Source organism: Rhodococcus ruber, assembly GCF_016804345.1.
Taxonomy (GTDB): domain Bacteria; phylum Actinomycetota; class Actinomycetes; order Mycobacteriales; family Mycobacteriaceae; genus Rhodococcus; species Rhodococcus ruber.
Window position 1 is genome coordinate 988,033 of sequence record NZ_CP044211.1, and the last position, 25,059, is coordinate 1,013,091.

Genomic DNA, 25,059 nt, shown 5'->3' on the forward strand with positions numbered 1-25,059 from the left:
GTGCGCCCGGTCCTGACGTGGGGCGGCCGGCTGCTGCCGGCCGTCCCGCTGGTGTATCTGACGGTCTACCGGCCCTGGCAGTTGCACTGGGGTGCGACGAGGACCGAGGTGGCCGGACGGATGCCGGGGGACGAGATCGTGCCCCGGCCTCACTTGTCGGCGACCCGAGCGGTGTCGATCGTGGCCGAGGCGGAGGACGTGTGGCCGTGGCTGGTCCAGATGGGCGCCGGGGACCGTGCCGGTTGGTACAGCTACGACCTCGTCGACAACGGCGGGAAGCCGAGCGCCCGCGAGATCCGGCCCGAACTGCAGCGGCTCGAGGTCGGTGACCGGGTCCGGCTGGTCGCGGGTTCCCCGGCCGCCTTCCGGGTGGAGTCGATCGATCCCGGACGTTCCCTCGTGTATGCCCACTCGCACGACGGGGGTTCGGTCACCGTCGCGCTGACGTTGCGTCCGGACGGGCCCGGACGCAGCCGACTGGTGCATCGCGTGCGATTCCGGATTCCCCCGTCGCCGTTCGCGGTCGGCTGGGCCGTCCTCATGGACGCGGGCGACTTCGTGATGTCCCGGCGGATGCTGCTCGGTATCCGGGACCGCGCCGAGCGGCACGCGCGGCGCCGCCGGGGCGGTGACCCGCCGGCCGACGAAAGTCCTTGCACCCCAACGGATATCCAACTGCATATCCCGGTGCGCCGACCCGCCGGGGAAGTGTTCGCGCTGCTCGCCGACGTGCAGGACCATGTGGGTGCACCGGCGCGCACAGGCGTCCGGATGGACAAGTCCCCGTCCGGTCCGACCGTCGAGGGCACCCGGTGGCACGAGCGGGTGCGGCTCGCACCCGGCTGGTGGATGTCCGTCGACAGCGTCGTGACCGCGATCGAGGACCCGGAACTGCTCGCGATGGACTTCCGCAGCGCCTGGTTCACCGGCCACGTCGACTACCGGATCGAGTCCACCCCGCAGGGATGTCTCCTGCGGCAGCACGTCGTCCTGCGATTGCCGCGCCTGCTGTGGCCGTGGTCGGCGCGGGTGGACGCCCAGCTCCGGCCGCGCCTGCTCGATCGGCTCGCCGAGATCCGGGACGCGATCGAGCGCAGCGGCTGAGAACGCGTTCGGGCTCCGCAGCCGCCGGCCGCGGAGCCCGAACGACGCGTGGTGTCAGTGCCCGCCGTTCGCCTTCAGGCGCTCGATCGACGCGGAGACCTCGGCCTCGGCCTCGGCGCGGCCGACCCAGTCCGCGGCCTCGACGTGCTTGCCCGGCTCGAGGTCCTTGTAGTGGACGAAGAAGTGCTTGATCGCGTCCAGTTCGAACTGCGAGACGTCGCTGATGTCCTTGACGTGGTCCCAGCGCGGATCGCCCGCGGGCACGGCGAGGACCTTGTCGTCGCCGCCGGCCTCGTCGACCATCTTGAACATGCCCACCGGACGGGCCTCGACGATGACGCCGGGGAACACGGACTCGGGGAGCAGCACCATGCAGTCCAGCGGGTCGCCGTCCTCGCCGAGGGTGTTCTCGATGTAGCCGTAGTCGGCGGGGTAGCCGAACGAGGTGTAGAGGTAGCGGTCCAGCTTCACGCGGCCGGTTTCGTGATCGACCTCGTACTTGTTGCGCTGCCCCTTGGGGATCTCGATGGTGACCTCGAACTCCACGCCGTGTCCTCACTTGTAGATCGATACGACTGCCGTATCTGCGGTGATGGTCCGCACAGAGGATAACGGGTCGGCGCTACGCTGGTGGCGCAGGTGCCGGACCACCGGGGCGGTCACCAGGGCGCGGGATTCGCCGGAGCGAACGCCGCGGGATTCGACACAGCGGAGGCGTGTTGGCGGGGCAGGGCAAGAAGAAGCTGGGCACACTGGCGGGACGGCGCCGCCGGAACCTCCGGATCCTGTTCACCATCTGGGCAGCGGGGACCGTCGCGCTGCTCGTGGGAGGGGCCTTCGCGCTCTCCGACTTCCGCAGCGGCGAGGCTGCCGCCGCCATAGCGCCGGCACCGGCGCCCGTCACCGCGACCCCGCAGGTGGCCCCGGTACCGGCAGACGCCCCCGCCCCCGCCGGTCCCGCCCTGGCGGCCGCGCTCGCGCCGGCGCTGGGGAATGCGGGACTGGGCAACTTCACCGGTTCGATCACCGACGCCGCCACAGGCACCGTGCTGTGGTCGAAGGACCCGGCCCGGCCGATGATCCCGGCGTCGACGACGAAGGTTCTCACCGCCGCTGCCGCGCTGCTCGCCCTGCCCGCCGAACACCGGGTCACCACCAAGGTCGTCGAGGGCAGCCGGCCGGGGGAGATCGTGCTCGTCGCCGGCGGCGATCCCACCCTCACCGCCCGTCCCCTCGGCGAGTCCGGCTTCTACGCCGGCGCCCCGCGCATCGCCGACCTCGTGCAGCAGATCCAGCGCAGCGGCGCGGCCGTCGACACGGTGCTCGTCGACACCGGCGCCTACGCCGGCGACTCCCTGGCCACGGGCTGGTTTCCCGCCGACATCGCCGGCGGCTCCGTGGCGCCGATCGAACCGGTGATGCTCGACGGCGGCCGGTTGAACCCCCTCGAGGACGAGTCGCCGCGCACCCCCACCCCCGCCCTCGACGCCGGCCGGGCCCTCGCCGCCGCGCTCGGCGCGGACCCTGCCCGGGTCGCCCCCGGGACAGTCCGGCCCGGAGCGGCCCCGCTGGCCGCGGTGCAGTCGGCACCGCTGCGCGATCGGCTGGGGCAGATGATGGGTTACTCCGACAACGTCCTGGCCGAGGCCGTCGGCCGCGAGATCGCCGCGGCCGAGGGTGTCGAGCCGTCCTTCCGCGGCGCGGTCGACAGCGTCGCCGCGGCCCTGCGCGAGGCCGGATTCGACCTGACCGGGCTCACCCTCCACGACGTGAGCGGCCTGTCCGTCGACAACCGGATTCCCGCTCGGCTCCTCGACGCGGTGATGGCCGCCGCCGCCGGAACCGAACAGGCGTCGCTGCGCCCGATGCTGGACTACCTGCCGGTCGCGGGCGCCACCGGCACCCTCTCGGAGCGCTACGCCTCGACCAACCGCGACGGGGCGGGTTGGGTTCGCGCGAAGACGGGCACCCTGTCGCAGGCGAGCGGTCTGACCGGATTCGTCGTCGACACCGACGGCCGGGTGCTGACGTTCGCCCTGTTGTCCAACGACCGTTCGCCGGGCGAGAGCCGACCTGCCCTCGACGCGGTGGCGGCGACCCTCCGAGGATGCGGATGCCGATGACCGACCGGGACCGGACGCTGGGTGACGCGATCGACTGGAAGTTCGCGGCCGGGGTCGGAGCGCGCCTGACCCGGCCGGGCCCGGCGATGTCGCGGTACACCGCCGAGACCGTCGTCGCCGAGCTGGCCTCGGCCGCCGACCGCGCCGAGCCACCGGTGCGGGAGCTGACCGGCCTCGGCGACGGGCGAGACGTGCCGCCGGCCGCGGTGGTCGACCGGTCCGAATGGGTGCACGCCGCCGCCAGGTCGATGGCGGACCTCACCGGTTCCGGGCCCACCGAGGGCCGGTGGGTCGGCAAGCCCGCCGGCATGCAGGCCGGCGCGATGCTCGCGTACCTGTCCACCGCCGTGCTCGGTCAGTACGACCCGTTCTCGCGGTCGCTGCTGCTCGTGGCCCCGAACGTCGTCGCCGTCGAGCGGGCGCTGCGGGTGCCCACCGCCGACTTCCGGATGTGGGTGTGCCTGCACGAGGTCACCCACCGCGTGCAGTTCGCCGAGGCCCCGTGGATGGCGGACCTGATGCGCGAGGCGGCGGCGGAGCTGGGCCGGACCGTGGACGAGTCGTTCACCGATCTCGCCGGCCGGATCACCGGGGTCCTGCGCGATCGCCGGCCGGGGGAGGAGAAGCCCATGGCCGAGCGCGGTGTGCTCGGTCTCGTCCGAGCGGTGCAGTCCGAACCCCAGCGCACCGCCCTCGACCGCATGCTGGCCCTGGGTACCGTGCTCGAGGGCCACGCCGACCACGTGATGGACGCGGTCGGACCCTCCGTGGTGCCCGCCGTCGCGCAGATCCGGCGCGCGTTCGACAACCGTCGCCGGCGCGCCGTGAACCCCGTCCACCGCATCGTCCGTGCACTGCTCGGGATGGACGCCAAGATGGCCCAGTACGTGCAGGGCAAGAAGTTCGTCGACACCGTCGTCGAACGGGTGGGCATGGCCCGGTTCAACACCGTCTGGAGCGGACCCGACGCGATGCCGACCCTCGCCGAGATCGACGACCCCGACGCGTGGATCGCACGGGTACTGGCCTGACGGTGTCGTCCGATCGACCGCTCCTGCCCGAGACCCCTGCCGTCCACGAGGTGCGTCTGGCCGTCCGTCGCTGGGTCGCGACCCACGGCCGGTCCGTCGCGGTCGGCCTGTCCGGCGGCGCCGACTCGTCGGCTCTGACCGTCGCCGCCGTCGCCGAGGCGGATTCGGTGCACGCCGTCGTCGTCGACCACGGCCTGCAGCCCGGCTCCGGCGACGTCGCCGCCCGCGCCGCGGCATTCGCCCGGTCGGCCGGATGCGTGTCGGTACAGGTCGTCCGCGTCGCGGTGACCGGCCCCGGCGGTCCCGAGGCGGCCGCGCGTGCGGCCCGCTACCGGGCGCTCGACGAGGCCCGGGCGGGATTGCCGGTGCTGCTCGGGCACACGCTCGACGATCAGGCCGAGACGGTGCTGCTGGGGCTGGGCCGCGGTTCCGGGGCCCGCTCCCTGCGCGGCATGTGCGAGTTCGACGAGCCGTGGGGGCGCCCCCTGCTCGGCGTGCGTCGCGACGTCACCCGCCGGGCCTGTGCGGAACTGGGGTACACGCCCTACGACGACGCGCACAACAGCGACCGTCGTTTCACCAGGGTGCGGCTGCGTGAGGAGGTGCTGCCGCTGCTCGAGGACGTGCTCGGCGGTGGGGTCGCACCGGCCCTCGCGCGCACGGCCGCGCAGCTGCGCGAGGACGAGGACGCGCTGGAGGAACTGGCCGGGCGCCGGCTGGGGGAGGCCCGGGTCGGGACCGGGCTGGCGGTGGACGTCCTCGCCGGCACGCCCGTCGCGGTACGACGACGGGTCCTGCGACGATGGCTGCTCGACTCGGGGGCCTCCGCCCCGACGGACCGCAAGCTGCGAGCCGTCGACGACCTGATCGGGCAGTGGCGCGGCCAGGGCGGCGTCGCCGTGGGCGGCGGGCCGCAGCCCGGCGTCAGGTTGGTCGTCACGCGTCGGCGTGGCAGGCTGATCGTCGAGTTCGTCGGCCGGCGACAGGGTGCGGACGACTGAGGGAAGGCAGGATGAACCCGGTGTACGAGAACGACATCGCGTCGGTACTGATCTCCGAGGAACAGATCGAACAGCGCACGAAGGAGCTGGCCGAGACCATCGCCGCGCGCTATCCGGTGGGCGCACCCGAAGGTGATCTGCTGCTCATCGGCGTGCTCAAGGGCGCGATCTTCTTCATGACCGACTTCGCGCGGGCGCTGCCGATCCCCACCCAGATGGAATTCATGGCGGTCAGCTCGTACGGGTCGTCCACCTCGTCGTCCGGCGTGGTGCGCATCCTCAAGGACCTCGACAAGGACATCGCCGGCCGGAACGTGCTGATCGTCGAGGACATCATCGACTCCGGCCTCACGCTGTCCTGGCTCATGCGCAACCTCTCCTCCCGGAACCCGGCGTCCCTCGAGGTGGTGACGCTGCTGCGCAAACCGGAGGCCGTGAAGGTCGACGTCCACGTCGCCGACGTGGGATTCGACATCCCGGACGAGTTCGTCGTCGGCTACGGCCTCGACTACGACGAGCGCTACCGCGATCTGCCGTACATCGGCACCCTCGACCCGAAGGTCTACACCGACTGATCCGGGCCCGGCTTCACCGGCTCGCGCGTCGCCCGGGTCGGGGCCACGCCGCGCTGCAGGGCGCGCAGGTCGTCCTCCATGATGCGGAACAACCAGTACACGAGCACGAACGCGGCGATGCTGCCCACCGCCAGTACCCGCACCGCGACGAGGACCTGCTGGATCTCCTCGGGTGAGAGGTACGTCACGCCAGCCACCCCGACGAGCGGAACGGCCGCCGCCAGCGCCAGGTAGCGCACACTGCGGCGGTGCAGGCCCTCGAGTTCGCGGGCATCCGTGGCGTCGGTCGCCCCGTGCGGCAGGAAGGCCGGATACAACGATCGCACCATGTAGAAGGCGACCAGGAAGAACGGATAGGCGACGGCGATCGCCCCGCACACCAGGATCGACGTGAGGAAGTGCGCGGCGGAGGGGCCGTCGATGTTGCCGCCGACGAAGTGCAGTGCCACCGGGAACGCGATGCCGGCGACCGTCCACAGGGTCATCACCACGGCGGCGACGCGATCGCTGATCAGCAGCGCGTCGTGCCGCGCCCGGGCGAGTTCCACCGCGTCGTAGCTGCGGCCGCGGTGCAGACCGCGCGGGACGGTGATCAACCGTCGGCACAGATACACGATGATCACCGTGCCGAGCGGGAAGGTGATCCCGTTGATGATCAGCGCGAGCTGCTCGAATTCGCGCTGGGTGTCCGGTGGGAGCCGGTCGACGATCAGGTTCGCGTTGTGCTGGTAGTTGTACAGCGCGGCCAGCACGTTCGGGATCGCGATTGCGGCGGTGAGGATCGGCACCACGGGGCGCCGGAGCCGGGCGCGCCAGCTGTGCGGCGGCGGGTCGACGAGGTCCCGGGCCCGCGGATCGAGGCACAGGTCGAACTGCTGTGCCAGCTCCGCACCCGACGCCCACCGATCCGCCGGATCCGGTTCGAGGCACTTCGCGAGCACCCGCAGCAGAGTCTGGGGGCAGTCGGCCGGGATCCGCTCGCGCGCGGCCGCGGTCAGTCCGGAGCGTCGCCGCGCGAGCATCGTCTCGAGTGCGGGCAGGGTTTCGGCGCCCAGGTCGTCCTCGCTGTTGGGCCGGCCACCCGTGAGCAGTTCCCACAACATGACCCCGAGCGCGTAGATGTCGCTGCGGGTGTCCATGTCCGCGGCGGTGCCGGGCAGACCGGGATGGCACGCCTCGAGCTGCTCGGGCGACATGTACGCCAGGGACCCGCCGAGGTACGCCACGGCCGACGTGCCACCGACGGACTCGGCGAAACTGATGTTGAAGTCGGCGAGCTTGGGCACGCCCTCCGCCGTGAGCAGAACGTTGGCGGGCTTCACGTCGCGGTGCAGCACTCCGCGCCGATCGGCGTAGTCCAGTGCGGATGCGAGCCGGCGCCCGAGCCACGCGACGGTCTCGGGCCAGCTCAGGTTCTCGAGCCGGCTGCGCACGGTCGACTCGGCGGGCCGGATCTCCCCCTTCTCGGCGAGGGTCTCGTCGACGACGTCGAGCAGGAGCCGGCCGCTGCGCTGCTCGGGTGGGGTGGTGCGCACCCGGTGCAGCACCCGCAGCAGCGTCCCACCCGGCAGATACTGCATGTACAGCAGCCGCAGGCCGTGGTCCGGCAGGATCCGCTGGTCGAAGACACGGACGATGTAGTCGTGGTCGAGCTGGGCGAGGGTCTGGGCCTCGGTACCGCGGTCGGGGGAGATCTTCACGGCGACGAGCCGCTGCATCGAGTGCTGCCGGGCCAGGAACACCCGCCCGAAGGCGCCGCGGCCGAGGTTGGTGAGCAGGTCGAAGTCGTCGATCCGGTTCCCGGCTTCGACGTCGTCGATACCGGTCGGGACGCGGACCGGGAACGGCTCGGTCGTCGCTTCGCCGCGAGGGACGACCGCGCTGGTACGGGCTGGTTCGGTGGGCGCATCGGCCGTACGGGTGAGCTCCACGGCGGCCGTGCGGGTCGGGTCGGCCTCGGCGGTGCGGGTCGGCTCGGCCTCGGCGGTGCGGGTCGGCTCGGCCTCGGCGGTGCGGGTCGGGTCGGCCTCGGCGGTGCGGGTCGGGTCGGCCTCGGCGGTGCGGGTCGGGTCGGCCTCGGCGGTGCGGGTCGGCTCGGCCTCGGCGGTGCGGGTCGGCTCGGCCTCGGCGGTGCGGGTCGGCTCCGCCTCGGCGGTGCGGGTCGGCTCCGCCTCGGCTGTACGGGTGGGATCGGCCGCAACCGTGCGGGTCGGCTCGGCCGCAGCGGAATGGGTCGGATCGGCCTCGGTTGCAGATTCCGGCTCCTGCATGGCCATGCGAAATGATAACCACGGTGGGGCCCGTGCCCGCAGGCGGCTGACGCGACCGGTGGGAACCTCCGGGTGGCCCCGGACGTTGACCCCTCGAACCGTGCGGGCGCGCGAGGGCAACGCTGCGCGTACACGCGGTAACCTTGCGGTGTCCGGTTCGTCGCCGGACTCCTCGGGACGACCACGATGATGACCGCACTATCGAAAGGACCGGCCGGCCGGGCCGAACCTGTATGAACCGCAAGACAGTGTTCCGTAATCTGGCGATCGTCGCCGGCATCCTGTTGGTCATCTACGCCTTCAGCTACTTCGGCGACGACACCCGCGGTTTCACCAAGGTGGACACGTCTGTCGCGCTTGCTCAGCTCGATGCGGACAACGTCAGCCGAGCGCAGATCGACGACCGCGAGCAGCAGGTACGCCTGTGGCTGAAGAGCGGCAACGAGGCGACCGGGGACGACACCGAAATCCTCGCCAAGTACCCGGAGTCGGCGTCCGAGCAGATCTTCGACAAGGTCGCCGGCGCGGGCCTCGAGAAGTTCGACACCACCGTCACCCAGGAGAGCTGGCTGACGTCGATCCTGCTGTTCGTGCTCCCGATGATCATCCTGCTCGGGGTGTTCTTCTTCGTGATGAGCCGCATGCAGGGCGGTGGCCGCGGCGGGATGATGGGCTTCGGCAAGTCCAAGGCCAAGCAGCTGACCAAGGACATGCCCAAGACCACGTTCGCCGACGTCGCCGGTGCCGACGAGGCCGTCGAAGAGCTGTACGAGATCAAGGACTTCCTCCAGAACCCGGCGCGCTACCAGGCCCTCGGCGCGAAGATCCCGAAGGGCGTCCTGCTGTACGGCCCTCCCGGCACGGGCAAGACCCTGCTCGCCCGCGCGGTTGCCGGTGAGGCCGGCGTCCCGTTCTTCACCATCTCCGGTTCGGACTTCGTGGAGATGTTCGTCGGCGTCGGTGCGTCCCGCGTGCGCGACCTGTTCGAGCAGGCCAAGCAGAACAGCCCCTGCATCATCTTCGTCGACGAGATCGACGCGGTCGGCCGTCAGCGTGGTGCCGGCCTCGGCGGCGGCCACGACGAACGGGAGCAGACGCTCAACCAGCTGCTCGTCGAAATGGACGGCTTCGGGGACCGGCAGGGCATCATCCTCATCGCCGCCACCAACCGTCCCGACATCCTGGATCCGGCCCTGCTGCGGCCGGGCCGGTTCGACCGGCAGATCCCGGTCACCAACCCCGACCTCGCCGGGCGCCGGGCGATCCTGCAGGTGCATTCCAAGGGCAAGCCGCTCGACCAGCACGCCGACCTCGAGGGGCTGGCCAAGCGCACCGTCGGCATGTCCGGCGCGGACCTGGCCAACGTCGTGAACGAGGCTGCGCTGCTCACCGCGCGCGAGAACGGCACCGTGATCACCGAGGCCGCACTCGAGGAGTCGGTGGACCGGGTGATCGGCGGCCCGCGCCGCAAGAGCCGCATCATCAGCGAGCACGAGAAGAAGATCACCGCCTACCACGAGGGTGGGCACACGCTCGCCGCGTGGGCGATGCCGGACATCGAGCCCGTCTACAAGGTGACGATCCTCGCCCGCGGCCGCACCGGCGGTCACGCGATGACCGTCCCCGAGGACGACAAGGGCCTGATGACCCGCTCGGAGATGATCGCCCGCCTGGTGATGGCCATGGGTGGCCGCGCGGCCGAGGAACTCGTGTTCCACGAGCCGACGACGGGTGCCTCCTCGGACATCGACCAGGCCACCAAGATCGCCCGTGCGATGGTCACCGAGTACGGCATGAGCGCCCGCCTCGGCGCCGTCCGCTACGGGCAGGAACACGGCGACCCGTTCCTCGGCCGCTCGATGGGCGTGCAGTCCGACTACTCGCACGAGGTGGCCCGCGAGATCGACGAGGAGGTGCGCAACCTCATCGAGGCCGCGCACACCGAGGCCTGGGCGATCCTCAACGACTACCGCGACGTGCTGGACGTGCTCGCCGGGGAACTGCTCGAACACGAGACCCTCACCCGCAAGGATCTCGAGCGGATCCTCGCCTCCGTCGAGAAGCGGCCGCGGATCACCGAGTTCAACGACTTCGGTGGACGCACGCCGTCGGACAAGCCCCCCATCAAGACGCCGGCCGAGCGGGCGAAGGAACGCGGTGAGCCGTGGCCGCCGGAAGCGGTGCGCCCGTCCTTCACCAAGCCTGCCCAGCCGCAGCCCCAGCCGCAGCCGCAGCCCCACCCGCAGCCGCAGCCCCAGCCGCTGCCGCAGTCGCAGCCCGCGGCGCCGACCAACGGGCATCCGGCGCCGGTGCCGGCGCCCGCGTCGGAGCCGCTGCCGGGCTTCGGGCAGCCGCCGTACCCGGGCGGACCCCGCCACGCCACCCGGCCCGACTACGGCGCCCCGGCGGGCTGGTCGGCACCCGGTTGGCCGCCTGCCGAGTCCGAGCGGCCGCAGAGCACCTATCCTGGGTATCCGCAATGGACCCAGCCCGCGCGCCCGGCCGACGAGGACGAGCGACAGGCCGAGCGGAACGTGGCTCCCGAGTCACCGCCGACACAGCCGTGGGAGGGGCCGACCGGTCCGCGCTGAACCCGAGTCGAGAAGAGTGGAGGTACGGTCTGGTGTCGGTGAACCACCTGGATTCCGAGGCGGATTCCGTGTCGATCGGCGGTGACGGCGAGCTCCTGCGCAGCCGGGAATCGGGCCGGGCCTTCGATCAGGCTCGCGCGGAGGCGGCCGTGCGGGAACTGCTGATCGCGGTGGGGGAGGACCCCGAGCGCGAAGGGCTGCTCGACACCCCGGCCCGGGTCGCGCGGGCGTACCGGGAGATGTTCGCCGGTCTGTACACCGATCCGGACTCGGTCCTGGACAAGACCTTCGACGAGGGCCATCAGGAACTCGTCCTGGTCCGCGACATTCCGATGTACTCGACGTGCGAGCACCACCTGGTCTCGTTCCACGGGGTCGCGCACGTCGGCTACATCCCCGGTCCCACCGGCCGGGTGACGGGCCTGTCGAAGCTGGCGCGGGTGGTGGATCTGTACGCCAAGCGGCCGCAGGTGCAGGAGCGGCTGACCAGTCAGGTGGCGGATGCGCTGATGCGCAAGCTGGATCCGGTCGGGGTGATCGTGGTCGTCGAGGCCGAGCATCTGTGCATGGCCATGCGGGGCATCCGCAAGCCGGGGGCGAGCACCACGACCTCGGCGGTGCGGGGGTTGCTGCAGACCAACTCGGCGTCGCGTGCCGAGGCCCTGGATCTGATCCTGCGCCGGTGAGCATGCTGCCGAACCCCGGTCGCCCGGTGGTGATGGGTGTGCTGAACGTGACGCGGGATTCGTTCTCGGACGGCGGCCGGTACCTCGACCGCGACGCGGCGATCGCGCACGGCCTGGAACTGCGTGACCTGGGTGTGGACATCGTCGACGTCGGTGGGGAATCCACCCGTCCCGGAGCGGCTCGCGTCGACCCGGAGGTCGAGGCCGCGCGGGTCGCGCCGGTCGTCGCCGCGTTGAGCGCCGCCGGCATTCCCACCAGTGTCGACACCATGCGTGCCTCCGTGGCCGAGGCGGCGATCGAGGCCGGGGTCACCATCGTCAACGACGTCTCGGGTGGACGCGCCGACTCTCGCATGGCCGCGGTCGTGGCCGCGGCCGGCGTGCCGTGGATCCTCATGCACTGGCGACCCGCCGGCGGCTTCGTGCACGCCGGCGGATCCACCCACTACGACGACGTGGTCCGCGAAGTGCGCGGGGAGCTGATGGTGCAGGTGGACGCCGCGATCGCGGCCGGCGTGGATCCGGCGAACATCATCCTCGATCCCGGCCTCGGCTTCGTGAAGGACGCCGACCACAACTGGGAACTGCTGCGCCGCCTGCCCGAGCTCACCGAACTCGGCTACCCGGTGCTGATCGGTGCGTCGCGCAAACGCTTCCTCGGTTCCCTGCTCGCCGCCCCCGACGGCACGATCCGGCCACCCGGTGGCCGCGAGGTGGCCACGGCCGTCGTGTCGGCGCTCGCGGCGGAGCACGGGGCGTGGGGAGTGCGCGTGCACGACGTGCGGGCGTCGCTGGACGCTGTCGCCGTCGTCGGGGCGTGGCAGCGCGGCAGTGCGGCGGGAGGATCGGCGTGAGCGACCGGATCGAACTGCGCGGACTGCGGGTCCGCGGCCACCACGGGGTGTTCGACCACGAGAAGCGCGACGGCCAGGACTTCCTGGTGGACATCGTCGCGTGGCTCGATCTCGCACCGGCTGCGGCGAGCGACGCCCTCGACGACACCCTGCACTACGGCATCCTCGCCGAGCGGGCCGCCGCGATCGTCGCGGGCCCGTCACGCGACCTCATCGAGACCGTTGCCGGTGAGATCGCCGCCGACGTCCTCACCGACCCGCGGGTCACCCGGGTCGAGGTCACCCTGCACAAGCCGTCGGCGCCGATCCCGCTGACCTTCGCGGACGTGGCGGTGGTGGTCGAGCGCACCCGGAGCGGCTCGTGAGCCGGGCGGTGCTGTCCATCGGCTCGAACATCGGGGACCGGACCGCGCACCTGCGCTCGGTCACCGAAGCTCTCGCCGACCGGATCGTGGCCGTGTCGCCGGTGTATTCGACCGCGCCGTGGGGCGGGGTCGAGCAGCAGGACTTCCTCAACGCCGTCGTCGTCGCCGAGGACCCGTCGCTGGACTGCCGCGGCTGGCTCGACCTGGGCCGGCAGCTCGAGGCTGCCGCCGACCGGGTCCGGGAACAGCGGTGGGGTCCGCGCAGCCTCGACGTGGACGTGGTCACCTGCCACGACTCGGACGGCCGCGAGGTTCTCAGCGACGATCCCGAGCTGACCCTGCCGCATCCGCGCGCCCACCTGCGCGCCTTCGTGCTCGTCCCGTGGTGGGACGTCGAACCGCAGGCGACGCTGGTGGTCGACGGCACGCGACGGCCGTTGACGGAGTGGCTCGCGGCTCTCGCCGTCGACGAACGCGAAGGTGTGCGCCGCACCGAGTACCGGCTGGAGCCGCCGCGGTGATGAAGCCGACGCGTATCCGGGATCTGCTGGCGCTGGCGGTGCTCGCCGCCGTCGCGGCATGGCTGCTGGCGCGCGGCCTGTACGGCACGCTGCCGCCGATCCCCGTCTATGCGGGAGCGTCGCTGTATCCGGTCGCGATCGTCGAGGTGGTGCTGGCCTTCATGATCCGTTCCCGCGTCGGCAAGCACGAGATCGGCGACGGGCCGCACCAGTTGCATCCCATCACGGCGGCTCGTGCGGTGGCGCTCGCGAAGGCATCGGCATTGGTCGGTGCGGCCAGCGCGGGCATCTGGGCGGGGTTCCTGCTGTACCTGGTGCCGCAGCGACCGGTGCTCCAGGCCGCGGTCGAGGACAGCGCCGGTGTGATCGTCGGGCTGCTCGCCGGTGTGGCACTCGCGGGTGCCGCCCTGTGGCTCGAACATTGTTGCCGGACACCGGAAGATCCCGACGAGCCGGCGACCTGACGGCGGCGGCGGTCCGGGTGCGCTCGACTTTCGGGTCACGGCGGCCACGCCCAGTAGTCTGGAGCCCATGGGGACTCCGGTGCGAACGAGGAAGGGTCGTCGGCCACGGCGCAGCGCGAGTTCTGTGATCGTGGCGGCACTGCTCGCCCTGGCGCTGATCGCGTCGCTGTTCCTGGTCTTCAGCGACAGCGTCCAGCTGTTGCGTGTCGGGCTGGTGGTCGCGCTGTGGGCTGCCACCGTCGGCGCGATCGCCATGACGAAGTACCGACGCGAGTCGGCACTGGACCGCGCCAAGGTCCGGGATCTGCAGACCGTGTACGAACTGCAGCTCGAACGGGAGATCGCGGCACGCCGCGAGTACGAGCTGACCGTCGAGGAGAAGGTCCGCTCGGAGCTGCGCATCGACGCCGACCAGATGGCGGCCCTGCGGGCCGAGCTCGCTGCGCTGCGACGCAACCTCGAGGTGCTCTTCGACGGCCGGCTGCCCGAGGACCGCGCCGCGTTGTGGGCGGGCCGGGGACAACTGCAGGAGCTCGGCGGCGGGAACTTCCGGGTCACCGCCGCGCCCCGCCCGGCGGGACCGTTCTTCGCGTCGCCCGACGACGAGCCGGTGACCGCCGAGACCACGGTGGTCACCGACGGCGACACGACGACCGCTGTGCCCCGCCGCCCGGCGGGAGCGACGGCCGCTCCCGGCGCGTCGCCGGACCCGCGACGACAGGACGGGACCGGCCCCGAGGACCGGACCGAGGCCGGGACACAGCCGGAGGAACCCGAGGACGCCGGGACACAGCCGGAGGAACCCGAGGACGCCGGGACACGACCGGAACAGCCCGAGGACGCCGGGTCCCAGCCGGAGCCACCCGAGGACGGGGCCTCGGACGCGGACGGCGACGCCGAGCCCACGGGCCGGCGCGCCCGGCGACGGCGGGCGGACGACGCGGGCGAGGGCGCGCACAGCCAGGGGCGCACGGTCGCGGAGATCCTCGCTGCCCTGTCCGCCGAGCGCTGAGCACCCGCCACGGCGGGTGAGGCGCAGATCACGTTCTCTGCCGTGGCCGTGGTCGCTCGCACCGCGCTATCGTCGATCGGAACGTCTGGTACCCGCCGAGCGGGACTGGAACGAACGAGAGGACTCCCGTGACCTCCTTCGGGATCACCAACGAGCCTGCGCCTGCACGACTGACGGTCGGAATCGTTTCCGCCGGGCGGGTGGGCACGGCGATCGGCGCGGCACTCGAACGCGTCGGCCACCTGGTCGTGGCCTGTTCCGCCGTTTCCGAACAGTCCAAGCACCGCGCCCGCACCCGGCTCCCGGACACCGAAATTCTCCCCGTCGACGAGGTCGCCGCTCGCTGCGACCTGCTGCTCCTCGCCGTCCCGGACTCGGAACTCCACGCCCTCGTCCGCGGCCTCGCCGCCACCGGTTCCGTATCGCGCGGCACGATCGTCGCCCACACGTCCGGCGCGAACGGCGTCGGTGTTCTCGCTCCGCTGGCAGACCAGGGCGTCGTGCCGCTCGCCATCCATCCGGCGATGACGTTCACCGGCCACGACGAGGACACCGTCCGGCTCGCGTCGGCGTGCTTCGGCATCACGGCCGCCGACGACATCGGCTACGCGATCGCCCAGTCCCTCGTGCTCGAGATCGGCGGCGAACCCGTGCGCGTCCGCGAGGAGCGGCGCGCGCTGTACCACGCCGCGCTCGCCCACGGCAGCAACCACCTCGTCACCCTCGTGGTCGATGCGGTGGAGGCGCTGCGGGTGGCGCTCGAGGGTGACGAACTGCTCGGCCAGCAACTCGTCGACGACGCGCCCGGTGGTGTCGCGGAGCGGGTGCTGCAGCCGCTGCTGGCGGCGGCGCTCGACAACGCGCTGCGCCGCGGACCGTCCGCGCTGACCGGTCCGGTCGCTCGCGGCGACGCGCAGGCCGTGGCCACGCACCTGCGGGTGCTCGACGAGGTCGAACCTCGGATCGCCGCCGGCTACCGGGCGATGTCGCTGCGTTCGGCGCAGCGCGCCGGTGCGAAACCGGAACTGATGGAGATCCTCGAAGGGGCTGATCACGGTGAGTGAAACGCAACAGGGCGGCTACGTGCGCGGCGAGTTGACCGTGCACCACGATCCCGCCGGCCTGACCAAGGTCACCAAGGCGCTGCGCGGCGTCGGCCGCACCGTGGCGCTCGTGCCGACGATGGGTGCCCTGCACGCCGGTCACCTCGAACTCGTACGGCAGGCGAAGCTCACCGGTGCCGTGGTGGTGGTGTCGATCTTCGTCAATCCGCTGCAGTTCGGCGCCGGTGAGGACCTCGACGCCTACCCCCGCACCCTCGACGCGGACCTCGCGCTGCTGCGCGAGGCCGGTGTCGAGCTGGCGTTCGCACCGACGGCGGCCGCGATGTACCCCGAGGGCAGGCGGACCATGATCCATCCGGGCCCCCTGGGAGCGGAGCTCGAGGGTGGCAGCCGCCCGACGCACTTCGCGGGCATGCTCACCGTCGTCGCGAAGCTGCTGCAGATCGCGGCGCCCAACGTCGTGTTCTTCGGCGAGAAGGACTACCAGCAGCTCGCCCTGGTCCGGCAGATGGTGCAGGACCTGAACTTCGACGTCCGCATCGTGGGTGTGCCGACGGTGCGCGAGCAGGACGGGCTCGCGCTGTCGTCGCGCAACCGCTACCTGGATCCGGAGCAGCGCCGGATCGCCACCGTGCTGTCCGCGGCGCTGGTCGCCGGGGCGCACGCCGCCGCCGGCGGGCCGGAGGCCGTGCTCACCGCCGCACGCGCGGTGCTCGCCGCCGAGCCCGCGGTGGAGCTGGACTATCTCGAACTGCGGGGTGCGGATCTCGGTCCCGCTCCGGAACGTGGCGACGGCCGGCTGCTGATCGCCGCTCGGATCGGCACCACCCGGCTCATCGACAACGTCGGTGTCGCAATCGGCACCGGATTCCTCGAACGCGAGACCGGCCCGGTCGACGCGTCCACCCCCGACGACCTGCTCACCCGCCGATAGCGCGACCGGCACGAAAAGCTGAGGAGACACCATGTTCCGCACGATGATGAAGTCGAAGATCCACCGCGCCACGGTGACCCACGCCGATCTGCACTACGTGGGCTCGGTGACCGTCGACCAGGACCTGATGGACGCCGCCGACCTGCTCGAGGGCGAGCAGGTCGCGATCGTCGACATCGACAACGGCAACCGTCTCGAAACCTACGTCATCGCGGGCGAGCGAGGCTCCGGCGTCATCGGGATCAACGGTGCCGCAGCACGTCTCGTGAGCCCCGGCGATCTCGTCATCCTCATCGCCTACGGCGTGATGAACGAGCAGGAATGCCGCGACTACAACCCGCGCGTGGTGTTCGTCGACGCGGACAACCGGCAGGTCGAACTCGGCAACGATCCGGCGCACGCGCCGGAGGGTTCCGGTCTGATCACCCCGCGCATGCTCGCCACGCTCGACTCCGGTTCGTTGGTGTAACAGTGCTCCTCGCCGTCGACGTCCGGAACACCAACGTCGTCCTCGGTCTGTTCACCGGCAGCGGCTCGCATGCGAAGTTGTTGCGGGACTGGCGGATGCGTACCGATCCGCGGATGACCGCCGACGAGCTCGCGCTCATCTTCCGTGGCCTGCTCGGCGGCTACGTCGATCAGATCACCGGGGTGACCGCGCTGTCCACGGTGCCGTCGGTGCTGCGCGAGATCCGGGTGATGTTGGCCCGCTACTGGGAACACGTGCCGCACGTGGTCGTCGAACCGGGCGTGCGCACCGGGGTGCCGCTGCTCGTCGACAACCCCAAGGAGGTCGGCGCCGACCGCATCGTCAACAGTCTTGCGGCACACCACTTCTACGACGGTCCGTGCATCGTGGTGGACTTCGGGACGTCCACGTGCGTGGACGTGGTCTCGGCGAAGGGGGAGTTCCTCGGCGGCATCATCGCCCCCGGCATCGAGGTGTCGATGGACGCGCTCGCCTCCCAGTCCGCGGCGCTGCGCAAGGTGGAGCTGCTGCGCCCGCGCGCCGTGGTCGGCAAGAACACCGTCGAATGCATGCAGTCCGGTGCGGTTTTCGGATTCGCCGGGATGGTCGACGGGCTGGTGCGGCTGGTGCGTTCCGAGCAGCGCGGCTTCGACGGTGACGACGTCGCGGTCATCGGGACCGGCGACCGTGCGCCGCTGATCATGCCGGAATCCGAGATGCTCGAGCACCACGAACCGGACCTGACGCTGGAGGGGCTGCGCCTGGTGTACGAGCGCAATCTCGCACGGCGCGGCGCCCGATCCGCCGCAGTGGGTTCCGCCCACCGCGATCCTGTGCAAGAATAGTCGCCGTGATCCGCTGCATGAGCGCCCAGGAGTGTTGTCGAGGCTGACGTCCGCCTCGACCGTTCACACCTTCCTGGAGTCTCTCTCATGCGCACTGCGCTTGCTGCATCCTTCGTCGCCGCACCCGCCCATCCCCTCCCGCTCACCACCGAGCGCATCTATCCGGCCGGACTGGCCGCGACCGTCGCGCGCGGCGCGGTGGTCGTCGACATCCGTTCCCACGCCGAGCGCGCCGCTCAGGGCACCCTGCCCGGTGCCCTGGCCATCTCCGCGGAACTGTTGCCCCGGCGTCTGCATCCCGCCGACGACGAGCGCCTGGCGGTGGCCGTCGACCGTGACGTCGAGTGGGTCGTGGTCTCGGCCTCCGGCGCGGAGACCGATGCCGTCGTCGCGGGGCTGCAGGCCCTCGGCCTGCGCCGCGTCACCGGTCTCGTCGGCGGGTACGCGGCCCTGGCGGCGGCCGGGGTGACCGGTGCGATCGCCGCCGCCCCGCACGTCGAGGACGACGTGGCGCGCGTCACCGCACACTGATCCGTCGGGGCGCCGGTCTCCCCGGGCGCGTCGGTCCTGCGCGGGCGTCCGACGCGGTCCGATAGTCTGGTCACCCGTGAGTGATGCACCGGTTCAGCAGTCCGACGACACCCCCGAGCAGATCCGTATCCGCCGCGAGAAGCGCGAACGGATCCTGGCGCAGGGCAAGGACGCGTATCCCGTCGTCGTTCCGCGCACTCACACCCTCGCGGAGATCCGCGAGAAGTACCCCGACCTCGAGCCCGACACCGTCACCGGTGAGGAGGTCGGCGTCGCCGGCCGGGTCATCTTCTTCCGCAACACCGGCAAGCTCTGCTTCGCCACGCTGCAGGAGGGCGACGGCACCCAGTTGCAGGCGATGATCAGCCTGAACGGTGTCGGCGAGGAATCCCTCGCGGCGTGGAAGCACGAGGTGGACCTCGGTGACTTCGTGTTCGTGCACGGCGAGGTGATCAGTTCTCGTCGCGGCGAGCTCAGCGTCATGGCGGACTCGTGGCAGATGGCCGCCAAGGCGCTGCGCCCGCTGCCGGTCGCGCACAAGGAGATGAACGAGGAGACCCGGGTCCGGCAGCGCTACGCCGACCTGATCGTGCGTCCCGAGGCCCGCGCCAACGCCCGCATGCGTGTCGCGGTGGTGCGCGAGCTGCGCAATGCCCTCGAGCGGCGCGGCTTCCTCGAGGTCGAGACCCCGATGCTGCAGACCCTGCACGGTGGTGCGACGGCGCGTCCGTTCGTCACCCATTCGAACGCGCTCGACATGGATCTGTACCTGCGCATCGCGCCGGAACTGTTCCTCAAGCGCTGCGTGGTGGGTGGCATCGAGAAGGTCTTCGAGATCAACCGCAACTTTCGCAACGAGGGTGCGGACTCCACGCACTCGCCCGAATTCGCCATGCTCGAGACCTACGAGGCGTACGGCACGTACGACGATTCGGCGACGATGATTCGCGAGCTCATCCAGGAGGTGGCGATGGCGGTGTTCGGCACCCACGTCGTCACCCTCGCCGACGGCACCGAGTACGACCTCGGCGGCGAATGGAAAGTGATGGAGATGTACCCGTCACTGTCCGCGGCCATCGGCACCGAGGTCACGCCCGAGACGTCCCTCGAGGAGCTGCATGCGCTCGCCGATCGGGTGGGTCTCGAGGTTCCGGAGGGCAAGGGCTGGGGCCACGGGAAACTCGTCGAGGAGTTGTGGGAGCACCAGTGCGGCGACCAGTTGCACGAGCCGACGTTCGTGCGGGACTACCCCGTCGAGACCTCGCCGCTCACCCGGCAGCACCGCAGCAAGAACGGTGTGACCGAGAAATGGGACCTGTACGTACGCGGCTTCGAACTGGCCACCGGCTACTCGGAACTCGTCGACCCCGTGATCCAGCGCGAGCGGTTCGTCGACCAGGCGCGGCTGGCCTCCGCCGGTGACGACGAGGCGATGGTCCTCGACGAGGATTTCCTCGCGGCGATGGAACAGGGAATGCCTCCGACGACCGGGACCGGCATGGGAATCGATCGATTGCTGATGGCGCTGACGGGCCTCGGAATCCGGGAAACAATCCTGTTCCCAATTGTTCGTCCGGCGAGGTAATTGGTCGCATTCGATTTCCGTATTGCCATGAATTGATTCCCGGGTATTGTTGTCTCGTACCGCGGGGGGCCGCGCTTCTTCATTCGAGAGGATTTGCAGCACATGGCAAAGAAAGTCACCGTTACCCTGATCGACGATGTGGACGGGGAGACGGCGGCGGACGAATCCGTGGAATTCGGGCTCGACGGAGTCACCTACGAGATCGATCTGTCCGAGGAAAACGCGGCCAAGCTCCGGGAAGAATTGGAGTTCTGGGTCACCCATGCCCGCAAGGTCGGTGGCCGCAAGCGCGCGAAGGTCGTGCCCACCGCGCCCGCAGCGCGCAAGTCCGCGCGTGGTGGTTCGGAACGAACCGCGGAAATCCGGGAATGGGCCCGTAACAACGACATGCCCGTCTCCGCCCGGGGACGCATCTCCGCCGAAATCATCGAGGCCTACAACAAGGCACACTGACAGCACGGCTCGACAAGGCGCACCGGCGGTAAGCCGCAAAGGCACACCGGCGGCAAAGCCGCAAAGGCACACCGGCGGCAAAGCCGCAAAGGCACACCGAGCACAGGTGCCGTCTTCCGGCCGACGAGGCGATATCCGCGACAACAGTCCCGGATATCGCCTCGTCGTCGTGGCGCGCAGATTTCGTTCCCTATTCGTCCGGAAAGCGGATCGGTCGCTCGGAACGGTGCGCTGTCGCGAAGCGGAGACAATCGTCACAACTGCCCGGCCTTTCGTCTCTCGCGGCGCGCGGGCGAGATTCCCGGGTAGCGTGTCGGCCATGGCAGAGCGGATTGCCGCCCCGGGCGAGACGTGCTGGCGGGTCGATCGGGCCGATCGTCTCGCCTGCATCGTCGACGCCGCAGACTATTTCCGGTACGCCAAGTCGGCGATGCTGCAGGCCCGCAGACGGATCCTCCTGATCGGGTGGGACTTCGACACGAGGATCAAATTCGAACCCGATCGCAAGACCCTCGAGGGACCGAACCGGCTGGGTGCCTTCCTCAAGTGGTTGCCACGTCGGCAGCCGGATCTCGAGGTGATGCTGCTGAAGTGGAACATCGGCGCATTCGCCGCCATCGGACGCGGGATGACACCTGTCTTCGTGCTGAACTGGCTGAGCGACCCCCGGCTCCGGCTCGAGATCGACGGTGCCCACCCCGTGGGAGCGGCGCATCATCAGAAGATCATCGTGATCGACGACGTCGTCGCGTTCTGCGGTGGCATCGACATGACCGTGGACCGGTGGGACACCAGCGAACATCCCGACCGCAGCCGTTACCGGCGGGAGCCGAACGGTCGCCGGTACGGACCGTGGCACGACGTCACCACCGCGGTGGACGGCGCGGCCGCCCGCGCGATCGGCGAGCAGGCCCGTGCCCGGTGGAAGGCTGCGACCGGGGAGGACCTCGAGCCGGTCGAGGCCGATCACACCATCTGGCCCGAGGGGTTGCGCCCGGCGCTGCGCGATGTCGACGTCGCCGTCGCCCGCACCCTGCCCGAACTCCGCGACCGCGCCGAGGTCCGGGAGATCGAAGCCCTCTACCTGGCGGTGATCGCCGGCGCCCGTCGCACGCTCTACATGGAGAGCCAGTACCTGGCGTCCCGGACCCTCGCCGAAGCCCTCGCGAAGCGGCTGCACGAACCGGACGGCCCGCAGATCGTGCTGGTCCTGCCGCGCAACGCCGAGGGATGGCTCGAGCAGAAGGCGATGGACGGTGCCCGTCGCAAGCTGCTGCACATGCTGTGGAACGCCGACGTCCACGGGCGGTTCGCCGCCTACTACCCGGTCACCGCGGGCGGAGCGCCGATCTACGTGCACGCGAAGGTCGTCGTCATGGACGACGTGCTGCTGCGCATCGGCTCGTCGAACCTGAACAACCGGTCCCTGGGCTTCGACACCGAGTGCGATCTCTTCGTCGAGGCGGATCACGAGGGCGACCACATCAGCCGTGCGGTCGTCGAGATGCGGGAGCGTCTGCTGTCCGAGCACCTGGGGGTGTCCCCGCAGGACGTCGCCTCCGCCGTCCGGTCCGAAGGCTCGCTCGTCGCCGCGGTGGAACGGCTGCGCGGACCGGGCCGGACGCTCGAGCGGTTCGAGCCCGGCACCGTCGCCGACGAGGACAGCCCCCTCGCGGAGAACGAACTCGTCGACCCCGAACGCGCCCCGCAGCGCGTCGGACAGCGCATTCGCCGGTTGATGCCCCGCTGAGCAGCGTGTTCGCTGCTGGCGTACACGGAGGTGGGAACGCCGGGTCGACGTGCGGCGTTACCCCTCGTAGCCGGAGTTGCCGCCGGTGCCGATCGGGTGGAGGGGCAGCGCCTCGAAACGGCGGCAACTAGAGTGTCGAGTGGGGTCGTGGAACCTGGTTCCACTCGACGACTCGAGTGCCGGAGCGAAACGCGGCAGCCGGGTCCGGAACGATCCGCGTACCGGACCTGTCGGCCGGAGAGTGTGAGGGAGTGCGATGTTCGAAAGGTTCACCGATCGCGCGCGGCGCGTCGTCGTCCTGGCTCAGGAAGAGGCCAGGATGCTCAACCACAACTACATCGGCACGGAGCACATTCTCCTGGGCCTCATTCACGAAGGCGAGGGCGTAGCGGCCAAGTCGCTCGAATCTTTGGGGATCTCCCTCGAAGGCGTCCGCAGCCAGGTCGAGGAGATCATCGGCCAGGGACAGCAGGCCCCCTCGGGTCACATCCCGTTCACGCCCCGTGCCAAGAAGGTGCTCGAGCTCAGCCTGCGTGAGGCGCTGCAGCTCGGACACAACTACATCGGTACCGAGCACATCCTGCTCGGCCTCATCCGCGAGGGTGAGGGCGTCGCGGCGCAGGTGCTCGTCAAGCTCGGCGCCGACCTGAACCGGGTCCGTCAGCAGGTCATCCAGCTGCTCTCCGGATACCAGGGCAAGGAGCCCCAGGAATCCGGCACCAGCCGTGGCGAGGCCGGCACCCCGTCGACGTCGCTGGTGCTCGATCAGTTCGGCCGCAACCTCACGCAGGCCGCGCTCGAAGGCAAGCTCGACCCCGTCATCGGACGCGCGAAGGAAATCGAGCGCGTGATGCAGGTCCTGAGCCGTCGCACCAAGAACAACCCGGTGCTCATCGGCGAGCCGGGCGTCGGCAAGACCGCCGTCGTCGAGGGCCTGGCGCAGGCCATCGTCAACGGTGAGGTCCCCGAGACCCTCAAGGACAAGCAGCTCTACACCCTCGACCTCGGCTCGCTCGTCGCGGGCAGCCGTTACCGCGGTGACTTCGAGGAACGCCTGAAGAAGGTCCTCAAGGAGATCAACAGCCGCGGCGACATCATCCTGTTCATCGACGAGCTGCACACGCTGGTCGGTGCGGGTGCCGCCGAGGGCGCCATCGACGCGGCGTCGATCCTGAAGCCGAAGCTGGCGCGCGGCGAGCTGCAGACCATCGGTGCCACCACCCTCGACGAGTACCGCAAGTACATCGAGAAGGACGCCGCGCTCGAGCGCCGGTTCCAGCCGGTGCAGGTCGGCGAGCCCACGGTCGAGCACACCATCGAGATCCTCAAGGGTCTGCGCGACCGGTACGAGGCGCACCACCGCGTGTCCATCACCGACAAGGCGCTGGTCGCCGCGGCGAGCCTCGCGGACCGCTACATCAACGACCGCTTCCTGCCGGACAAGGCGATCGACCTCATCGACGAGGCCGGTGCGCGCATGCGCATCCGCCGGATGACCGCGCCGCCGGACCTGCGCGAGTTCGACGACAAGATCGCCGACGCGCGCCGGGAGAAGGAGTCCGCGATCGACGCGCAGGACTTCGAGAAGGCCGCGAACCTGCGCGACAAGGAGAAGCAGCTCGTCGCGCAGCGTGCCGAGCGCGAGAAGCAGTGGCGCGCCGGTGATCTCGACGTCATCGCCGAGGTCGACGAGGAGCAGATCGCCGAGGTTCTCGCCAACTGGACCGGCATCCCGGTGTTCAAGCTCACCGAGGAGGAGACCACCCGTCTGCTCCGCATGGAGGACGAGCTGCACAAGCGGATCATCGGCCAGGAGGACGCCGTCAAGGCCGTCGCCAAGGCGATCCGGCGTACCCGCGCCGGCCTGAAGGACCCGAAGCGTCCCGCCGGTTCGTTCATCTTCGCCGGCCCGTCCGGCGTCGGTAAGACCGAGCTGTCGAAGGCGCTCGCGAACTTCCTGTTCGGCGAGGACGACGCGCTCATCCAGATCGACATGGGCGAGTTCCACGACCGGTTCACCGCGTCGCGCCTGTTCGGTGCCCCTCCGGGCTACGTCGGCTACGAAGAGGGCGGCCAGCTCACCGAGAAGGTGCGCCGCAAGCCGTTCTCCGTGGTTCTGTTCGACGAGATCGAGAAGGCCCACCAGGAGATCTACAACACCCTCCTGCAGGTCCTCGAGGACGGCCGCCTCACCGACGGCCAGGGACGCACGGTCGACTTCAAGAACACCGTGCTGATCTTCACCTCGAACCTCGGTACCGCCGACATCTCGAAGGCGGTGGGCCTGGGGTTCACCAAGGGCACCGGCGCCGAGTCGAACTACGAGCGGATGAAGCTCAAGGTGAACGACGAGCTCAAGAAGCACTTCCGGCCCGAGTTCCTCAACCGCATCGACGACATCATCGTCTTCCACCAGCTCACCCAGGAGCAGATCATCGAGATGGTGGACCTGATGATCGGTCGTGTCGAGGTGCAGCTGAAGAACAAGGACATGGGCATCGAGCTCACCGAGAAGGCGAAGTCGCTGCTCGCCAAGCGCGGCTTCGACCCGGTCCTCGGCGCCCGGCCGCTGCGTCGCACGATCCAGCGCGAGATCGAGGACCAGCTCTCGGAGAAGATTCTCTTCAACGAGATCGGCCCCGGCCAGATCGTCCTGGTCGACGTCGAAGGCTGGGACGGCGAGGGTGCCGGCGAGAACGCGAAGTTCACCTTCACCCCGAGCGAGAAGCCGGCTGCGGTGCCCGACACCCCGGCGGTGGCCCTGGCCAAGGACGCCGAGTAGTCCTGCTGTAACGAACGCCGACGGGCGGCACCCTCTGCGGGTGCCGCCC

23 protein-coding genes are annotated in these 25,059 nt (G+C 70.4%); 21 read left to right on the plus strand and 2 right to left on the minus strand.

All coding sequences use genetic code 11. From position 1 onward, the window contains the following. The gene (locus tag F1734_RS04630) at positions 1 to 1,104 is read left to right on the plus strand and encodes an SRPBCC family protein (RefSeq protein WP_203011390.1); all 1,104 of its coding nucleotides are present in this window, start codon (positions 1 to 3) and stop codon (positions 1,102 to 1,104) included. A 54-nt stretch (positions 1,105 to 1,158) separates the two neighbouring features. Here F1734_RS04630 and F1734_RS04635 read toward each other — a convergent pair whose 3' ends face one another. Beyond that, positions 1,159 to 1,650, minus strand: coding sequence for an inorganic diphosphatase (locus tag F1734_RS04635; RefSeq protein ID WP_003938269.1), 492 nt, complete (start codon positions 1,648 to 1,650; stop codon positions 1,159 to 1,161). A gap of 170 nt (positions 1,651 to 1,820) precedes the next feature. On the opposite strand from F1734_RS04635, the gene dacB reads away from it, so the two are divergent. Genes dacB through hpt form a run of 4 tightly spaced genes read left to right on the plus strand, consistent with a single transcriptional unit; the run spans position 1,821 to position 5,834 of the window. Further along, complete coding sequence (gene dacB, locus F1734_RS04640; protein WP_203011391.1) at positions 1,821 to 3,227, plus strand: D-alanyl-D-alanine carboxypeptidase/D-alanyl-D-alanine endopeptidase; 1,407 nt, start codon at positions 1,821 to 1,823, stop codon at positions 3,225 to 3,227. After that, a complete protein-coding gene (locus tag F1734_RS04645; RefSeq protein WP_010594621.1) occupies positions 3,218 to 4,258 on the plus strand; it encodes a zinc-dependent metalloprotease in 1,041 nt (346 codons plus the stop codon). Before dacB ends, F1734_RS04645 begins: the two co-directional genes overlap by 10 nt. Before the next feature lie 2 nt (positions 4,259 to 4,260). Beyond that, complete coding sequence (gene tilS, locus F1734_RS04650) at positions 4,261 to 5,259, plus strand: tRNA lysidine(34) synthetase TilS (protein ID WP_040273712.1); 999 nt, start codon at positions 4,261 to 4,263, stop codon at positions 5,257 to 5,259. A gap of 20 nt (positions 5,260 to 5,279) precedes the next feature. Continuing rightward, complete coding sequence (gene hpt, locus F1734_RS04655) at positions 5,280 to 5,834, plus strand: hypoxanthine phosphoribosyltransferase (protein WP_003938265.1); 555 nt, start codon at positions 5,280 to 5,282, stop codon at positions 5,832 to 5,834. On the opposite strand, the gene F1734_RS04660 is transcribed toward hpt, so the two are convergent. After that, on the minus strand, positions 5,822 to 8,110 hold the full coding sequence (locus F1734_RS04660) for a protein kinase domain-containing protein (protein WP_238424100.1): 2,289 nt from the start codon (positions 8,108 to 8,110) through the stop codon (positions 5,822 to 5,824). The genes hpt and F1734_RS04660 overlap by 13 nt on opposite strands. A 227-nt stretch (positions 8,111 to 8,337) precedes the next feature. Between F1734_RS04660 and ftsH the strand changes: the two genes are divergently transcribed. The 16 genes from ftsH to F1734_RS04740 all read left to right on the plus strand — a co-directional run bounded on the left by ftsH (position 8,338) and on the right by F1734_RS04740 (position 25,010). Next, positions 8,338 to 10,695, plus strand: a complete 2,358-nt coding sequence (ftsH, locus tag F1734_RS04665; RefSeq protein WP_203011392.1) for an ATP-dependent zinc metalloprotease FtsH — start codon at positions 8,338 to 8,340, stop codon at positions 10,693 to 10,695. Positions 10,696 to 10,763: 68 nt separating this feature from the next. After that, positions 10,764 to 11,381, plus strand: coding sequence for a GTP cyclohydrolase I FolE (folE, locus tag F1734_RS04670; RefSeq protein ID WP_371851040.1), 618 nt, complete (start codon positions 10,764 to 10,766; stop codon positions 11,379 to 11,381). Between the two features lie 2 nt (positions 11,382 to 11,383). After that, positions 11,384 to 12,235: a dihydropteroate synthase gene (gene folP, locus F1734_RS04675; RefSeq protein ID WP_085997952.1), complete on the plus strand. Its 852-nt coding sequence runs from the start codon at positions 11,384 to 11,386 to the stop codon at positions 12,233 to 12,235. After that, positions 12,232 to 12,600, plus strand: coding sequence for a dihydroneopterin aldolase (folB, locus tag F1734_RS04680; RefSeq protein ID WP_010594615.1), 369 nt, complete (start codon positions 12,232 to 12,234; stop codon positions 12,598 to 12,600). The genes folP and folB overlap by 4 nt, the downstream gene beginning before the upstream one ends. Next, a complete protein-coding gene (gene folK / locus F1734_RS04685) occupies positions 12,597 to 13,121 on the plus strand; it encodes a 2-amino-4-hydroxy-6-hydroxymethyldihydropteridine diphosphokinase (protein ID WP_010594614.1) in 525 nt (174 codons plus the stop codon). Before folB ends, folK begins: the two co-directional genes overlap by 4 nt. Further along, positions 13,121 to 13,585: a DUF3180 domain-containing protein gene (locus F1734_RS04690; protein ID WP_017681654.1), complete on the plus strand. Its 465-nt coding sequence runs from the start codon at positions 13,121 to 13,123 to the stop codon at positions 13,583 to 13,585. The genes folK and F1734_RS04690 overlap by 1 nt, the downstream gene beginning before the upstream one ends. Before the next feature lie 124 nt (positions 13,586 to 13,709). After that, positions 13,710 to 14,597 carry a DUF6779 domain-containing protein gene (locus F1734_RS04695; protein WP_238424102.1) on the plus strand — a complete coding sequence of 296 codons (888 nt, stop codon included), beginning with the start codon at positions 13,710 to 13,712 and terminating at the stop codon, positions 14,595 to 14,597. Between the two features lie 128 nt (positions 14,598 to 14,725). Continuing rightward, a complete protein-coding gene (locus F1734_RS04700; RefSeq protein WP_017681653.1) occupies positions 14,726 to 15,661 on the plus strand; it encodes a Rossmann-like and DUF2520 domain-containing protein in 936 nt (311 codons plus the stop codon). Further along, a complete protein-coding gene (panC, locus tag F1734_RS04705; RefSeq protein WP_048773418.1) occupies positions 15,654 to 16,595 on the plus strand; it encodes a pantoate--beta-alanine ligase in 942 nt (313 codons plus the stop codon). Before F1734_RS04700 ends, panC begins: the two co-directional genes overlap by 8 nt. A 31-nt stretch (positions 16,596 to 16,626) precedes the next feature. Beyond that, positions 16,627 to 17,064 (plus strand): aspartate 1-decarboxylase, encoded by a 438-nt coding sequence (panD, locus tag F1734_RS04710; protein ID WP_003935999.1) that lies wholly within the window; start codon positions 16,627 to 16,629, stop codon positions 17,062 to 17,064. A 2-nt stretch (positions 17,065 to 17,066) separates the two neighbouring features. Continuing rightward, on the plus strand, positions 17,067 to 17,909 hold the full coding sequence (locus F1734_RS04715; RefSeq protein WP_010594608.1) for a type III pantothenate kinase: 843 nt from the start codon (positions 17,067 to 17,069) through the stop codon (positions 17,907 to 17,909). An 87-nt stretch (positions 17,910 to 17,996) separates the two neighbouring features. After that, positions 17,997 to 18,440, plus strand: a complete 444-nt coding sequence (locus tag F1734_RS04720) for a rhodanese-like domain-containing protein (RefSeq protein WP_048773415.1) — start codon at positions 17,997 to 17,999, stop codon at positions 18,438 to 18,440. A gap of 76 nt (positions 18,441 to 18,516) precedes the next feature. Then, on the plus strand, positions 18,517 to 20,025 hold the full coding sequence (gene lysS / locus F1734_RS04725) for a lysine--tRNA ligase (RefSeq protein WP_010594606.1): 1,509 nt from the start codon (positions 18,517 to 18,519) through the stop codon (positions 20,023 to 20,025). A gap of 102 nt (positions 20,026 to 20,127) precedes the next feature. Further along, positions 20,128 to 20,478: a histone-like nucleoid-structuring protein Lsr2 gene (locus tag F1734_RS04730; RefSeq protein WP_010594605.1), complete on the plus strand. Its 351-nt coding sequence runs from the start codon at positions 20,128 to 20,130 to the stop codon at positions 20,476 to 20,478. Positions 20,479 to 20,797: 319 nt separating this feature from the next. Continuing rightward, positions 20,798 to 22,228, plus strand: a complete 1,431-nt coding sequence (locus tag F1734_RS04735; RefSeq protein WP_026137980.1) for a phospholipase D-like domain-containing protein — start codon at positions 20,798 to 20,800, stop codon at positions 22,226 to 22,228. 256 nt (positions 22,229 to 22,484) lie between these two features. Then, the gene (locus F1734_RS04740; protein ID WP_010594602.1) at positions 22,485 to 25,010 is read left to right on the plus strand and encodes an ATP-dependent Clp protease ATP-binding subunit; all 2,526 of its coding nucleotides are present in this window, start codon (positions 22,485 to 22,487) and stop codon (positions 25,008 to 25,010) included. Positions 25,011 to 25,059: the final 49 nt, after the last annotated feature.